Origin of the sequence: Arthrobacter sp. fls2-241-R2A-200, from assembly GCF_030209745.1 — a bacterium.
In the GTDB taxonomy this organism is placed as follows: Bacteria; Actinomycetota; Actinomycetes; order Actinomycetales; family Micrococcaceae; genus Arthrobacter.
On sequence record NZ_JARVRJ010000009.1, the window covers coordinates 1 to 14,659 of the forward strand.

Sequence of the window (14,659 nt, forward strand, 5' to 3'; positions counted from 1 at the left end):
GGCACACTATTGAGTTCTCAAACAACAGACACTAACCGGCACCACCCACACCCCAACAGGGTCCAGGATCGCTCCGGAGCAACTTTCCAAACTTACCGGCTGGATTCCTTGGAGTCAAATCGACACGCATGACGTAGATTTCCTTGCGGTTTCTTGTCAGCTTGCGATCTCAGCTCGTGGAGCAGCGCGGGTACTAACTATACCTCCAGTCCGGCGAGATGGCAAAGGGCCCCAGCAAGGCAACTCCCTGCGGGATCCGAAACCGTGGAATTACCCCTGAAACATAGGGAAGGAGGGCCCGGAGCACGCAGCTCCAGGCCCTCCGCTCCTGGCTATCTAGTCACTCACCGTGCCAAGTCAGTCACTGAACCTAGTCAGTCACCGAATCCACTCAGCTACCGGACCTCGTCCGCCACGGTGAACCAGGAAGCGCCGAGGGGCGGCAGCGTTACGGTCAACGCAGCTGGCTGGCCGTCCGTTCCCGGCGCCGTGGCTTTGAGGACACCGGCGTTGACAACACCCGAGCCGCCATATGTTTCGGAATCCGTGTTCAGAACCTCGGTCCACTCTCCCGCGGATGGGACGCCCAAGATGTAGTCCTTGTGCGGGCCTCCGGAGAAGTTCACCGCGCAAACGAGAGGTTTCCCGTCGTTACTCCAACGGATAAACGTCAGGACGTTGTGATCGGCGTCCCCACCATTAATCCACTGGAATCCGCCCGCCTCGTTGTCCCGTTCGTAAAGCGCCGGAGTCGATGCGTAGAGCTCGTTGAGATCCTTCACGAGAAGCTGGATGCCACGGTGGGAGGGGATGTCAGCCAGGAACCAGTCGAGTCCGTATTGCTCGGACCACTCGGCCTCCTGCCCGAACTCCGTACCCATGAAGATCAGCTGTTTGCCCGGGTGTGCCCACTGGTAAGCGAAGAATGAGCGGAGATTCGCCAACTGTTGCCAACGGTCGCCGGGCATCTTCCGGAGCAAGGATCCCTTGCCGTGGACAACCTCATCGTGGCTGATGGGCAGCAGGAAATTCTCGGTAAAGGCATAGACCAAGGAAAAGGTAATGGTGCCGTGGTGCCATTTCCGGTTGATGGGGTCCTCGGAGATGTATTTCAGCGAGTCATGCATCCACCCCATGTTCCATTTGAGGCCGAAGCCCAGTCCGCCGTGGTTGGTGGGCGCCGTGACACCGGGGAAAGCCGTGGACTCCTCGGCGATGATGATCGCTCCTGGGTGGGACTTGTAGACCGTCGCGTTGACTTCCTGCATGAAGGAAATCGCCTCGAGGTTTTCGCGGCCACCAAACTTGTTGGGCCGCCATTGGCCTTCTTCGCGGGAGTAGTCCAGGTAGATCATGGAGGCCACCGCGTCCACGCGGAGGCCATCGATGTGGAATTCCTCCAACCAGTACAAGGCGTTGGCCACCAGGAAGTTCCGGACTTCGCTGCGGCCGAAGTCGAAGATCAAAGTGCCCCAGTCCGGGTGTTCACCCAAAGCCGGGTCCGAGTGCTCATACAACGGCTGCCCGTCGAACTTTGCCAAGGCCCAAGAGTCCTTGGGGAAGTGGGCGGGAACCCAGTCCAAGAGGACGCCGATCCCTGCTTGGTGGAGGGAATCAACCAAGAACCGGAACTCGTCCGGGTGGCCGAACCTCGACGTCGGCGCAAAGTAGGAGGTCACTTGGTATCCCCATGAACCACCGAAGGGGTGCTCGGCCACGGGCATGAATTCCACGTGGGTAAAGCCGAGCCACTTCACGTACTCAACGAGCTCCTTGGCCAACTCTTTGTAGCCAAGGCCCAGGCGCCACGACCCCAAGTGCACCTCGTAGACGCTCATCGGTGAATTGTGCGGGTCCCGTGCCGCACGGGCGGTCATCCACTCGTCGTCTTTGAACCGGTAGCTGGGATCAACCACGCGGGATGCGGTCAGGGGCGGGACCTCGGTACCGAAGGCCAAAGGATCGGCTTTCTCCAACCACTCGCCGCCTTTGGTAAGGATCTCGTATTTGTAGCACGCCCCTGCTACAACGCCTGGAATGAAGAGCTCCCAGACTCCCGAAGAGCCCAGTGAGCGCATACCGTGCGAGCGGCCGTCCCAGCCGTTGAAGTCGCCTTTGACACGCACCGCTTGGGCATTCGGCGCCCACACGGCGAACGAAACACCGTCCACATCGCTGAGCGCGGAGCGATAGTGCTGGACGTGGGCGCCCAAGACGTCCCACAAACGCTCATGACGGCCTTCACCGATGAGGTGCAGGTCCACCTCTCCGACGGTGGGCAGGTAGTGGTACGGGTCATCGATGGTGACGGGTTCGGCGTCGTACACCACTTCCAAACGGTAGTCCGGTGCGTGGCCGTGCTGGACCGGTTCCAGGACGGCAACCCAGACGCCGTGTGACTCGTGGGTCATCTCTGTGCGCCCTGCCTCCGTCACCACCGTCACGGATTTGGCGAGGTGCTTGACGGTGCGGATGGTCACGTGTCCGTGGTCATCGAGGTGGGCGCCGAGTACCGAATGCGGTGCGTGGTAGGCGCCGGCAGCCACGCGTTCCAAGGTCTCGGAGTCCACGTGCAGGGGAACTCGGGGCCGATCGGTGCGTGCAGAGCCAGTCATGTAGTTACCTTCCGCTGTAGCTGCCGCGTGCTTTCCACGGCTTGTTGTGTCCAGGATTCGTTGTGCTGCCTTGACCGGAATGGACAACCAGTCCGGCCGGTTTCGCAGTTCATAAACCACCTCGTACAGTGCCTTGTCCAGCCACAATGCCACAAAGAGCGGCGAGCGGCGGTCTATGGTTCCCGGATTGACCTCGCTGTACCCCTCGAGGAACGCCGTGGCACAATCGTCCACCCATGTGTCCGGCACGTGGGCTTCGGCGTTTTCGCGCATGGCCGCACCGGCAGCGTAGTCAAACGACCTCAGCATGCCGGTAACGTCGCGCAACGGCAGATCAGGGGTGTTGCGTTCGTTGATCGTGCGTAGTGGCTCGCCCTCGAAGTCGAGAATGGCCCACCGGCCGGCTCGCCCGTCACGGCTTGGCACCCTCAGAATCTGGCCCAGGTGCAGGTCCCCATGGACTCGCTGCAACTGCCCGACGTCCTGGGGGGTCAGGGCCGCCAGCAGGTGGTCAAGTTCGTCGCCATAAGGCCCGACGGCGGACGCTGCCTCGGCCCACGACTGCCGCATGCGACGATCCACCGTGGCAATGATCTCATCACCCTGCAGCTGGCCATCGGTGGTGCCGAAAGTTTCAGCGAGCCGGGCGTGGACCGTGGCGGTCGCAGCGCCGAGGCCGCGGGCCTCCTCAGTGAAGTCCTGACCGGCGGCGGCGGCGTCAACGGCCAACCGCCAGGCGTCCTGCCCGCCCGCAAGGAACTCATGGGCGACCGTCAGCTCGCCTGTTGCCGCTGCGGAAGCGTTCGACGCCGGGTCCGCCCAGGAGCCGGTAATCCAACCAAGCGTCGCGGGAACTTCACGGGTGCTGGCCGCGGTCAGGGCCGCGCCCAGTTCCACTTCGGGGTTCTTGCCTGCCGCCACCACCCGGAAGATCTTCACGATAGCTGCCGAATCGCCGTCGTCCACTATCACGGAGGTGTTGGACTGTTCGCCGGAGATAACCCGGATGGAGGTGGGCTTGGCCGGAAGGGCCACACTGCCGCGGGTGACATGTCCGCGGGCAAGTCCATCCGGCAACGATGCTTCGCTGCGCATGAGCTCCAACCAGGCAGCCACGAAATCGGGATCGTAGACGGCGTCGTAAACCGCTCGGATGCCATGGTCAGGGTCCGTGTACTGGCCCAGCAGGGCGGCGGAAGCCTCAGCGGACTCGTGGCTCCGGTAGCTCAGCGGGACCTGCACCACGTCAGTTCGCTGTACACCGTCGGCCGTTCGGTAGGTCACCGCCAGCAGGACCACCTCCAGGCCGGTACCGCCGCGCGCAACGGGAAGGCTGAAGCCGCCAACGCGCTCCAGCGCAAAGTCGCCGCTTTTGACGGGGAACCAGCGTTTTCCTGGCAGCCAGTTCCTGAGAAGTCCTTCAATGGAGGGGTTCAAGTTTTCCTTGCTCATCTCATCCTTTGGACGTCACCACTGGGATCGCCTGCGTAAAAGGCGACGCGGGATTGGAAAAAGCCGAGCGAAGCCGCAGCCAGTAAAAGTTGTGGCTGCCCAGCATGACGGTCAACTGACCGTTGTCTCCGACAGCCGGGAACGGCTGGCCGCCGAAAATATCTCGCAGGCCACGGCCTGCAAACTCGGGGAGGTCCAAGGTTGCCGCCACGGGGTGTTGAGAAAGGTTGAAGACGCACAGGATGGTTTCTGCGTCTTCTCCTTCCGCGTTTCCCGGCGCGAGCTCCCGAACGTAAGCCAACACGACCTCGTGGTCCGCCTCGATATGGCGGAAACCGCCCAAGCCGAACACTGGATGGTTCTTCCGGACGCTCAATATTTGGCGCGTCCAGCGCAGTAAGGAACCCGAGTGTGCCGATTCTGCTTCCACATTGGCCATGGCGTAGTTGTAGACCAGGGACTGGATAACGGGCAGATACAACTTTCCCGGATCTGCGGCGGAGAAGCCTGCGTTGCGGTCCGGTGTCCACTGCATCGGGGTACGCACCGCGTCGCGGTCATCCAGCCAGATGTTGTCGCCCATCCCGATCTCGTCTCCGTAGTACAGGAACGGGCTGCCGGGAAGGGACAGCAGCAAAGCGTTGATCAGTTCAATCTCGGACCGTGAATTGTCCAGCAGAGGCGCCAACCGGCGTCGAATTCCGATGTTGGCCCGCATCCGCGGATCGGGTGCGTACCAGCCCAGCATGGCGGCCCGGTCATCCGCCGAGACCATCTCCAAAGTGAGTTCGTCGTGGTTCCTCAGGAAGGTGCCCCACTGGGCTCCCTTGGGTATGGGCGGGGTATCACGCAGCGTTTCGATGATCGGAGCGGCTTTTTGGTCCCGCAAAGCATAATAAAGCCGCGGCATGATCGGAAAATGGAATGCCATATGGCACTCGGGAGCTTCCTCGGTGCCGAAATACTCCACAACCTCGTGCGGCGGCTGGTTCGCTTCGGCGATGATCACCCTGCCCGGGTAGTTCTCGTCGACCATCCGGCGAAGGTCCTGGAGGAACTTATGCGTGGCCGCGAGGTTCTCGCAGTTGGTGCCGTCTTCCTCGAAGAGGTAGGGAATGGCGTCGGCGCGGAAGCCGTCGATTCCTTGGTCCAGCCAAAACCGGACGACGTCGTATAACGCCTCGGTCACCTTGGGGTTCTCGAAGTTCAGGTCTGGTTGGTGGCTGAAGAAGCGGTGCCAGAAGAACTGCCTACGGATGGGATCGAAGGTCCAGTTGGACTCCTCGGTGTCCACGAAGATGATGCGGGCATCCTGGTACTTCTCGTCCGTATCGCTCCACACATAGAAGTCGCCGTACGGACCGGTGGGGTCCTTACGCGACTCCTGAAACCACGGGTGCTGGTCTGAGGTGTGGTTCAACGGAAGGTCGATGATGACCCGGACTCCCCTGGCATGTGCCTCGGCCACCAACCGTTTGAAATCGCTGATGGTGCCGAATTCATCCAACACGGACGTGTAGTCCGCGATGTCGTAGCCACCATCGCGCAACGGGGAATGGAAGAACGGCGGCAACCAGAGGCAATCCACACCCAGCCATTGGAGATAGTCCAGCTTGGCGATCAGGCCGTGGAAATCACCGGACCCGTCCCCGTTCGCATCCGCAAAAGCCCGGACCAGCACCTCATAGAAGACTGCCTTGCGGTACCAATGCGGATCATGCTGGAGACCTGGCGCGTTCAGCTCGAACGTGTTCTTCGGGGTGAAGTACTGGGTGGGGTTCTGCGGAGAAAAACTCACTTAGGGCCGCCTCCGGATGCTCAGGACGTGCGCCGGTTCAACGTGGGCGTCCAGCCGAACATAGTTGTGCTCGCCCCACTCCCAGCTTTGGCCGCTGATCAGGTCATCGACCCGGAAGCGTCCATCCTCGTTAAGGTCCGAAGGATCCAACTGCAGGGCTGCCAAGTCCAAGGAGACGGTGCTCTCCCGGGTGTTGTGGGGATCCACATTGACCACAATGATCAAGGTGTCCTTGGTGCCGTCAGGAAGGGTTTTGTGCTTTGAGTAGACAATCGTGGAATCGTCCGTGCTGTGGTGCAGCGTGAGGTTCTGCAGGTCACCCAACGCCACGTGATCCTTGCGGATGGTGTTGAGACGGGTGATGTACGGGGCCATGGTCCTGCCGGACTCTGCGGCACCGTCCCAATCCCTGGCCTTGTACTCGTACTTTTCGTTGTCTATGTACTCTTCGGCACCTGGGCGTGCCACATGTTCATAGAGTTCGTAGCCGGCGTACACGCCCCACAAAGGGCTGGCAGTGGCCGCGAGGACAGCACGGATCTTGAACGCCGCCGGGCCGCCATACTGCAGGTACTCGGTGAGGATGTCCGGGGTGTTCACGAAGAAGTTCGGCCGGAAGTACGCCGGGCTGACGTGGCTGATCTCGTGGAAGTACTCTTCCAGCTCCGTCTTGGTGTTGCGCCACGTGAAGTATGAATAGGACTGCTGGAAACCGGCGCGGCCCAGCGCATGCATCATGGGCGGACGGGTGAAGGCCTCTGCCAGGAAGACGACCTCCGGGTTCTTCTTGTTGATCTTTCCGATCAACCATTCCCAGAACCAAACGGGCTTGGTATGCGGGTTGTCCACGCGGAAAATCTTCACTCCGTGGCTGATCCACAACTGCACGATCCGCAGGATTTCCTTGGAAAGGCCCGCAGGGTCGTTGTCGAAGTTCAGGGGGAAGATGTCTTGGTACTTCTTCGGCGGGTTCTCCGCGTAGGCGATGGACCCGTCAACGCGCGTGGTGAACCATTCGGGATTACTCGTGACCCACGGGTGGTCCGGAGCAGCCTGCAGTGCAAGGTCCAAAGCCACCTCCAGCCCAAGCTCCCCGGCGCGTGCCACAAAGGCATCAAAATCCGCGAACGTACCCAGGTCCGGATGGATGGCGTCATGGCCACCATCCTTTGAGCCGATGGCCCACGGCGACCCCGGATCCTGCGGTCCCGGGGTCAACGTGTTGTTGCGGCCCTTCCGGTGCTGGAAACCGATGGGGTGGATGGGTGGCAGGTAGATGACGTCGAAGCCCATGTCCGCGACGGCGTCGAGCCTCTTCGCAGCGGTGCGGAAGTTTCCGGAGGTCCATTCGCCCGTGGCGTGGTCCAGGACGGCACCTTCGGAACGGGGGAAGAACTCATACCAAGAGCCACGGCCGGCGAGGTCGCGCTCCACCTGCAGGGGGAACCGCTCTGAGGTCGTCACGAGTTCACGGATCGGAACGCGCCCGACGGCGGCAAGCACCTCCGCGCTGAACCCTGCCCCGAGGCGCTCCTCGGCAGATTTCGTGGCGTCCGCGAGCGCGACTGAGGCCGCCCGCAAGGTGCGCTTCTCCGCGCCGGTGCGTCCGGCGTCGTCGGCTGCCTCTCCAAGGAGCGCCGCGCCCTCGGCGAGCATCAGCTCGACGTCGATGCCGGCGCCAACCTTGACTTCGGCGTTGTGGTGCCACGTGCCATAACAGTCGTGCCAAGCTTCGATAACGAACGACCACGCGCCGGTGCCGCTGGGGGTGATGAGGCCTTCCCAGCGGTCCAGGCCCCGCCACTGCTCGCCTTGGGCGGGCATGAGGCGGACGCGTTGGCGTTCCCGGCCCCTGGGGTCGAGCAGCACGGCGGTGACACCGAGCTGGTCGTGGCCTTCCCGGAAGACCGTGGCGCCGACGGCGAGGTCCTCTCCAGGCAGGGCCTTTGCCGGGAAACGGCCACCGTCCACCACCGGCTGAACGGCCGTGATGGGGAACCGACCGAAGCGAAGTCCGTCGGTTATGTCCGTTTTCGTCTTGGATTTCAGAGCGGGGGTGGTTCGCACGGTATTCGTCACAAGCACGACGTTAGCGACAATCCCACAAGAATGCTAAGTACACGACCTATCTTTCGCGCATGTCCGCATTGAGGATGACTTTTACCTAAAAGAAACCCAAAGCAGTACCGGCTGGCAGGTCCGTCGGTTAGTGTGGCGCTCGTGAAGGCTATTCGAAGGTTTACAGTCCGTACCGTCCTCCCCGAGTCCATCCGGCCGTTGGCGCGTTTGGCGACCAATTTGCGCTGGTCCTGGCACCGGCCAACCCGGGAACTTTTTGCGGGCTTGGACCCCGCACTCTGGGAGGCCTCGCAGCATGATCCCATTGCCCTTTTGGGTTCCATCAGCCGCGAACGCCTTCAGGACCTCGCCAATAACGGTGAGCTGGTGAACCGGGTGCAAGAGGCGGCGGCAGACCTGGACCGCTACCTCAGTGAACCGCGCTGGTACCAAAGCCTGGGCGACGACGCGCCCGCGTGCATCGCCTACTTCTCCCCCGAGTTTGGCATCACGGAAGTCTTGCCGCAGTATTCCGGTGGCCTCGGAATTCTTGCCGGTGACCACCTCAAAGCGGCATCGGATCTGGGCGTGCCGCTGATCGGCGTCGGGCTCTTGTACCAAGCAGGCTACTTCAAGCAATCCTTGTCCCGTGACGCCTGGCAGCAGGAGACCTATCCTGTGCTCGATCCCGACGGCCTGCCCCTGACGTTGCTTCGGCACCCGGGCAAAGACGGGGTCCCCGGCAAGCCCGTGCATATCTCCTTGCCGCTTCCCAACGGACGCGAGCTGCACGCGCATGTGTGGCGGGCCGACGTCGGCCGCGTTCCACTGCTGCTGCTGGACTCCAACGTTCCGTCCAATGACGAAGCCGCACGCGGCATCACTGACCGCCTGTATGGCGGAGGAGGCGACCACCGCCTGCAACAGGAACTTCTGCTCGGCATGGGCGGCGTCAAGGCCCTGCGCGTCTACCAGGAGCTCACCGGCAACCCCGCCCCGGAGGTATTCCACACCAATGAGGGCCACGCCGGTTTCCTGGGGATCGAGCGGATCCAGGAAGCCATGTCCGATCCCAACAACGCTTTGACGTGGGAAGAGGCCCTGGCAGCGGGACGGGCGTCCACGGTTTTCACCACCCACACCCCGGTCCCAGCCGGCATCGACCGGTTCGAGACCGTCCAGATACGGCACTTCTTCGAAGCGGGGCTCGCCCCGGCGGTGCCCACGGACAGGATCCTGGAACTCGGCAGTGAGAACTACGACGGCGGTAACCCGTCCGTCTTCAACATGGCTGTCATGGGCTTGCGCCTTGCCCAACGGGCCAACGGCGTGGCCAAGTTGCACGGCGTTGTTTCCCGAGAGATGTTCTCCGGCCTATGGCCAGGATTCGACCACTCCGAAATCCCGATTACCTCCGTCACCAATGGCGTTCACGCGCCCACGTGGGTGGACCCGTTGGTTGCCTCCCTGGCCCGCCACCACTTTGGCGCTGAAGCCGAGGCGCAGGGCCGGTGGGACCTCGCCTACGACGTCAGCGACGAGGACGTGTGGGCCCTTCGCCGCAAGTTGCGCGCCCAGCTCGTTGAGGACGTTCGACGCCGGCTCCGGGCCTCGTGGAAGAAGCGCGGCGCCGCCGATGCCGAACTTGGCTGGACTGACTCCGTGTTGGATCCCGATGTTTTGACGATTGGCTTCGCCCGGCGTGTCCCAACCTACAAACGCCTCACGCTCATGCTACGGAACCCCGCCCGCCTCAAGGCACTCTTGCTGGACCCCCAACGCCCCATCCAGTTGGTCATCGCGGGCAAGTCGCACCCGGCCGATGACGCGGGCAAAAAGATGATCCAGGACTTGGTCCGCTTCACGGACGATCCCGAAGTCAGGCACCGCATCGTCTTCCTCCCGAACTACGACATTGCCATGGCACGGACGTTGTTCCCCGGTTGTGATGTGTGGCTCAACAACCCGCTCCGCCCCTTGGAAGCCTGCGGCACCTCCGGAATGAAGGCCGCGATCAACGGCTCGCTCAACCTTTCGGTCTTGGACGGCTGGTGGGACGAGATGTACGACGGCGAAAACGGCTGGGCGATTCCGACGGCCAACAACGGCGCGTCATCGGACGAGCGCGACGACATCGAAGCTGCCGCGCTCTACGAATTGCTGGAGAACCAGGTGGCTCCGCGCTTCTACGGCACCACCGTTGCGCAGGGAGCCGGGGCCGCAGGGCCGTCCGAGTACAGCCAGGAAACGGTGCCAACCCATTGGGTGGCCATGATCAAGCACACGCTGGCCAATCTGGGCCCGGCTGTCTCGGCCGAACGCATGCTCCACGATTACGTGAACAACCTGTACTGCCCTGCAGCGTTGGCCGGACGGCGTGCCACGGCGGAATCGTTCAAGGAGGCCAAGGAGCTCGCGGCCTGGACCTCCAAGGTCCGCAGCGCTTGGCCCGAGGTTGTGGTGGAACATGTGGACTCCGTGGGAGTGTCCGAGGAGCCCCAGGTGGGTGACGCCCTCCAGGTGAACGCCTACGTGGCCCTGGACAACTTGACCCCTGACGACGTGTGCGTGGAAGTGGCGTTCGGTCGCGCCGAGGAATCGGACGAACTCGACGATGTCCTGCTCGCCGAACTGGATTCCCAAGAGGACCTCGGCGGCGGACGTTACCTCTTCAGCGGTTCCTTGGTCATCAACCGCTCAGGTTCCTTTGGTTACACCGTGCGCGTGTTCCCGAAGCACTCCTCGCTGGCTTCCAAGGCTGAGCTGGGGTTGATCGCGAACGCCTAGCCAGGCTCGCCCGTTGGGCGGCTTAGTTCTGGAAGACTGCGATCACTGCGAGGTCCCGGCCTGCGTAACGCTCCGCGTCCTGCAGGATCTCGCAGACGACGCCGAAGGAACGGTCCGTGCGGTAGGCGGCAGGCACCTGCCAGAGCATGGTGACCGGGCCGTCGTCGTCCTCTGAGAGGGCATCCGCGAAGTCATGCAGGGAGTCATTGAGGGCATCGAGGTTCACGCCGTAGTATTCGGGGAAATCAAGGACTTGCCCGAAAACCTCAAGGACTCCCTGTTTGGTTGCCGCGGGTGGCACGAGGACGGTCCTGCGGCCCGCGTCCGCGACCTGTTCCTGCAGTTCCTCAAGGGTCCACGTGTCTGCCGAATAGATCTTCATGGGCTCCTACTTGTCTTCGACAATGAACTTGAACGTTTGGTAATGGTCTGCCGTGTAGTACTTGGCTGAGTCCTTGCCCGCAATGATCCTGCGCGCGCCCCGGTCTGCCTCTCCCGGCGTGACCACCGTGTACTCCGCGTAGAATCCGCTGGGTTTCTTGGGCAGCACACCCTCGAAGTTTCCGAAATTAATCCCATCCCGGCTATACGGGAAAGGCCCTCCCTTGACGATCAGCGCCAACGTCTGCCGGGCTTCCTTGGGCAATTGTGACGCGTTGATCGCCGGCAGGCTGGACGGGTTGGCAACGGAAGCTGCAGCAACCGATGGTCCGCCCGGTGCCGGCGTCGTGGCGGGCGTGCTGGTAGGCGCCTTCAGCGAACCGCCGCCCACCATGGCGACCACCAGCACGACGACGGCGATCACCAGACCCGCAAAGGCCACCAACTTGCTGCGGCTGCGGTTCATTCGGGGGACTCCCTCTTTGCTTGGTACCTGAGTGGGTTGATCGCTATGTGCGGTAGATATTGATCGTGTTGGCTTGCAGGATATCCCGCTCCCCCGAGGCCACAAGCGCACCCTTCCGGCGATCATGAAGCACCGACGTTGTGAAACGGAGTTCGAACATCCGACGGCCCACCCCGGACCCGCTGAGGATTTCCGGCAGCACCATCTTGACGTCCTGGTTGCTCCCGTTCACCACCACCAGGCCGCGGATCTCGCTGTCCTCGTGACCCATCAGCAACTGGACAGAACGCACACTTGGGTCGTCCCATCGTGCGGGCGTCATCGGCTTTCCTTTGTCGTCAAACCACTGAAGGCTGGAATCGTTCGCGGCCGCCGGGAAGCTCTCGGGCTGGTGCCGCAGGAACCACCTGCGGAGCCGGATCAATTCGCGGGTGGTCCTGAACATAGCGTTGGCTTCCTGGGTTCGGCTCCAGTCCAGCCATGATGTGGGATTGTCCTGGCAGTAGGCATTGTTGTTGCCGTGCTGAGTCCGGCCGATTTCATCTCCCGCCGTGATCATGGGGACGCCGAAGGAAAGCAGCAACGTAGCCATCAAATTGCGTACTGACAAGGCGCGGGCGGCCACGATGGCCTCGTTCTCGCTCCTGCCTTCAAAGCCGTGGTTATAGCTGCGGTTGTCGCCATGGCCATCACGGTTCTGCTCGCCGTTGGCTTCATTGTGCTTACGGTCGTAGCTCACCAGGTCCTTGAGCGTGAAACCGTCATGGGCTGTGATGAAGTTGAGCGAGGCCAGGCGCGTGCGGCCAGACGGGGCGAAGAGATTAGCTGAGCCGGACATGAGTTCAGCCAACGAAGCTACCGACCCGCCTTGCCCGCCGGCTTCCATTGCCGCGCGGTCAGAGAGCCAAAAGCGCCGGACGCCGTCGCGGAAATGGTCATTCCAATCCGACCAGCCCTGCGGAAAACGGCCCGTCTGCCACCCGCCGTAACCAACATCCCACGGCTCGGAGATCAACTTGACCTCGGAAAGCACCGGGTCCTCGGCGATGGCTTGGAGGAAGGGATGGTTGGAATCGAACTGGTTCCCGGCGTCACGACAGAGGGTCACGGCGAGATCGAAACGGAAACCATCCACGTGGTAGTCATTGACCCAGTGCCGCAACGAATCCAAGGCCAAGTCCACCACCACGGGATCGCTGAAGTCCAAGGTGTTGCCACAGCCGGTTGTATCCAAGTAACGGCCGTGGGCGTCATGGCGGTAATAGCGCTTCTCCGCCAAGCCCCGGAAGCTGATGGGTGGCCCGTCCGGCCCTGCCTCGGCAGTGTGGTTGTAGACGACGTCGAGAATGACCTCAATGCCAGCCGCATGCAACAGCTTTATCATGCCCTTGAGTTCGTCCTGCACCGCGTGGGGTCCGGCATTACGCGCAGCTTCCGTGGCGTACGCGGCGTGGGGAGCAAAAAACGCCGCAGTGTTATAGCCCCAGTAGTTGGTCAGGCCAAGGTCCTGGAGGTGTGACTCGTCCAGATGGAAATGGATCGGCAGGAGCTGGATCGCGGTGATACCCAACTCGGTGAGGTGCTCGATCATCACCGGGTGCGCCATTCCGGCATATGTTCCCCGAAGGTGCTCAGGGATGTCCGGGTGCAGCATTGTTTGACCACGGACGTGGGCCTCGTAGATGACTGAGGTCCGAAGGGGAATACGAGGGGCGGTATCGTCGCCCCAATCGAAATCGCCCGCCATGTGGACGCTAGTCAGGAGTTCTCCGCGCTGATCCACAGCCCGTCCGTAGGGGTCGAGCAGCAGCGGATGTCCGGCGTCGTCCTCAAAGTCCTCAGACTGGACAGGCAACGGCAGGCGATCGTCCGCCGGCGCCGATCGGAACCCGTAGCGCGTTCCCGGGGGCATCCCCGTGACGAGGCCAAAATGCACGCCGTCCTCGAGATTCGGGAGGGTGCATGTACGCCACACTTCCCCGGGAGCTTGGTACACGACTTCCACGTGCTCCAGGTCCGGAGCGAAGACGGCGACGTTCACTTGATGGTTCGCGGCACTCCCCGCATCAAAGAGGCCGGCCTGGGGCGTACTGAGTCCCAGTGGCCGTGGCCGCGACGCATCGACGGCAGTTGCTGTGTCCAAAATAGGCATAACCATTACTCGCAAGTTTAGTTCCACGGCCAGTATGTGCCGCCTTACCCTCCTGTGTGACGCGTTTCGAGGTCTTGAAACCTTATTGTTGCCATACTGGGAGGAGAAAACGGGAGGTTCGAATCGTGCGTGTGGCGCTCGCCCAAGTCATCAGCGGCCGGGATGTGGCCCAAAATCTGCAATTGCTGGAGGAATACGCCCGGCGTGCCAAGGACGGCGGAGCCGAACTGGTGGTCTTCCCCGAGGCGATGATGCGTGCCTTCGGAAACTCCTTGCTGGACATCGCAGAACCCCTGGATGGTCCCTGGGCCAGCCGTGTGCGCTCACTCGCCCGCGAGCTGCAGTTGGTGATTGTGGCAGGAATGTTCACCCCCGGCACGCCCGCGAAATCCGGCCATCCCCGGGTCCGCAACACGCTGCTTGCCACAGGCCCCGGCGTTGAAGCGGCGTACCAGAAGGTGCACCTTTTTGACGCGTTTGGCTTTGCCGAATCGGACACCGTTGAAGCCGGCACTGATCCCGTAACGTTCGACGCCGGAGGCCTCACCTTCGGGTTGGCGACCTGTTACGACATACGTTTCCCGGCTTTGTTCACCGCTAACGCCCACCGAGGCGCAGTGGTGAACATCGTTTCCGCGTCCTGGGGATCCGGCCCGGGCAAGGCCGAGCAATGGCAGCTTCTGGCGCGCGCCCGGGCCGTGGACACCACCACGTTTGTTCTCGCTTGCGGGCAAGGCGACCCCGCAACCCAGGGTGTCGAAGCGAGAGGCTCCGCACCCACGGGCGTTGGGTACTCCGCCGTCGTGTCCCCGTTTGGCCAGGTGGTCGAAGCCCTGGAAGCGGAGCCCGGCCTCATCTTCGCGGATCTCGATCCCGCCGAGGTGGAGGATGCCAGGCGAAAACTCCCGGTCCTGGCCAACCGCCGCGAGTTCTAACTCCCCCGCGAAAGC

8 protein-coding genes are annotated in these 14,659 nt (G+C 62.4%); 2 read left to right on the plus strand and 6 right to left on the minus strand.

Features of this window, described 5'->3' with window-relative positions; translation table 11 throughout:
• Positions 1-395: 395 nt before the first annotated feature.
• Genes QRN42_RS10015 through QRN42_RS10025 form a run of 3 tightly spaced genes read right to left on the minus strand, consistent with a single transcriptional unit; the run spans position 396 to position 7,950 of the window.
• Complete coding sequence (locus QRN42_RS10015) at positions 396-4,067, minus strand: 1,4-alpha-glucan branching enzyme (RefSeq protein ID WP_284979048.1); 3,672 nt, start codon at positions 4,065-4,067, stop codon at positions 396-398.
• Between the two features lies 1 nt (position 4,068).
• Complete coding sequence (gene treS, locus QRN42_RS10020; protein WP_284979049.1) at positions 4,069-5,865, minus strand: maltose alpha-D-glucosyltransferase; 1,797 nt, start codon at positions 5,863-5,865, stop codon at positions 4,069-4,071.
• Positions 5,866-7,950 carry an alpha-1,4-glucan--maltose-1-phosphate maltosyltransferase gene (locus tag QRN42_RS10025; RefSeq protein WP_284979050.1) on the minus strand — a complete coding sequence of 695 codons (2,085 nt, stop codon included), beginning with the start codon at positions 7,948-7,950 and terminating at the stop codon, positions 5,866-5,868.
• Between the two features lie 135 nt (positions 7,951-8,085).
• Between QRN42_RS10025 and glgP the strand changes: the two genes are divergently transcribed.
• A complete protein-coding gene (glgP, locus tag QRN42_RS10030) occupies positions 8,086-10,710 on the plus strand; it encodes an alpha-glucan family phosphorylase (RefSeq protein ID WP_284979051.1) in 2,625 nt (874 codons plus the stop codon).
• A 22-nt stretch (positions 10,711-10,732) separates the two neighbouring features.
• On the opposite strand, the gene QRN42_RS10035 is transcribed toward glgP, so the two are convergent.
• From QRN42_RS10035 to glgX, 3 genes are read right to left on the minus strand one after another with little or no spacing between them, the layout of a single operon-like run.
• Positions 10,733-11,092 (minus strand): barstar family protein, encoded by a 360-nt coding sequence (locus QRN42_RS10035; protein WP_284979052.1) that lies wholly within the window; start codon positions 11,090-11,092, stop codon positions 10,733-10,735.
• 6 nt (positions 11,093-11,098) lie between these two features.
• Entirely contained in the window at positions 11,099-11,557 is a 459-nt protein-coding gene (locus QRN42_RS10040) for a guanyl-specific ribonuclease (RefSeq protein ID WP_284979053.1), read from the minus strand.
• A 43-nt stretch (positions 11,558-11,600) separates the two neighbouring features.
• Positions 11,601-13,715: a glycogen debranching protein GlgX gene (gene glgX, locus QRN42_RS10045; protein WP_284979054.1), complete on the minus strand. Its 2,115-nt coding sequence runs from the start codon at positions 13,713-13,715 to the stop codon at positions 11,601-11,603.
• 119 nt (positions 13,716-13,834) lie between these two features.
• Between glgX and QRN42_RS10050 the strand changes: the two genes are divergently transcribed.
• Positions 13,835-14,644 (plus strand): carbon-nitrogen hydrolase family protein, encoded by an 810-nt coding sequence (locus QRN42_RS10050; RefSeq protein WP_284979055.1) that lies wholly within the window; start codon positions 13,835-13,837, stop codon positions 14,642-14,644.
• Positions 14,645-14,659: the final 15 nt, after the last annotated feature.

Excerpts from the sequence above, each read along its gene's own strand:
- QRN42_RS10015 (WP_284979048.1), bottom strand. The coding sequence starts at position 4,067 with ATGAGCAAGGAAAACTTGAACCCCTCCATTGAAGGACTTCTCAGGAAC.
- QRN42_RS10035 (WP_284979052.1), bottom strand. The coding sequence starts at position 11,092 with ATGAAGATCTATTCGGCAGACACGTGGACCCTTGAGGAACTGCAGGAA.
- QRN42_RS10040 (WP_284979053.1), bottom strand. The coding sequence starts at position 11,557 with ATGAACCGCAGCCGCAGCAAGTTGGTGGCCTTTGCGGGTCTGGTGATC.
- glgX (WP_284979054.1), bottom strand. The coding sequence starts at position 13,715 with ATGGTTATGCCTATTTTGGACACAGCAACTGCCGTCGATGCGTCGCGG.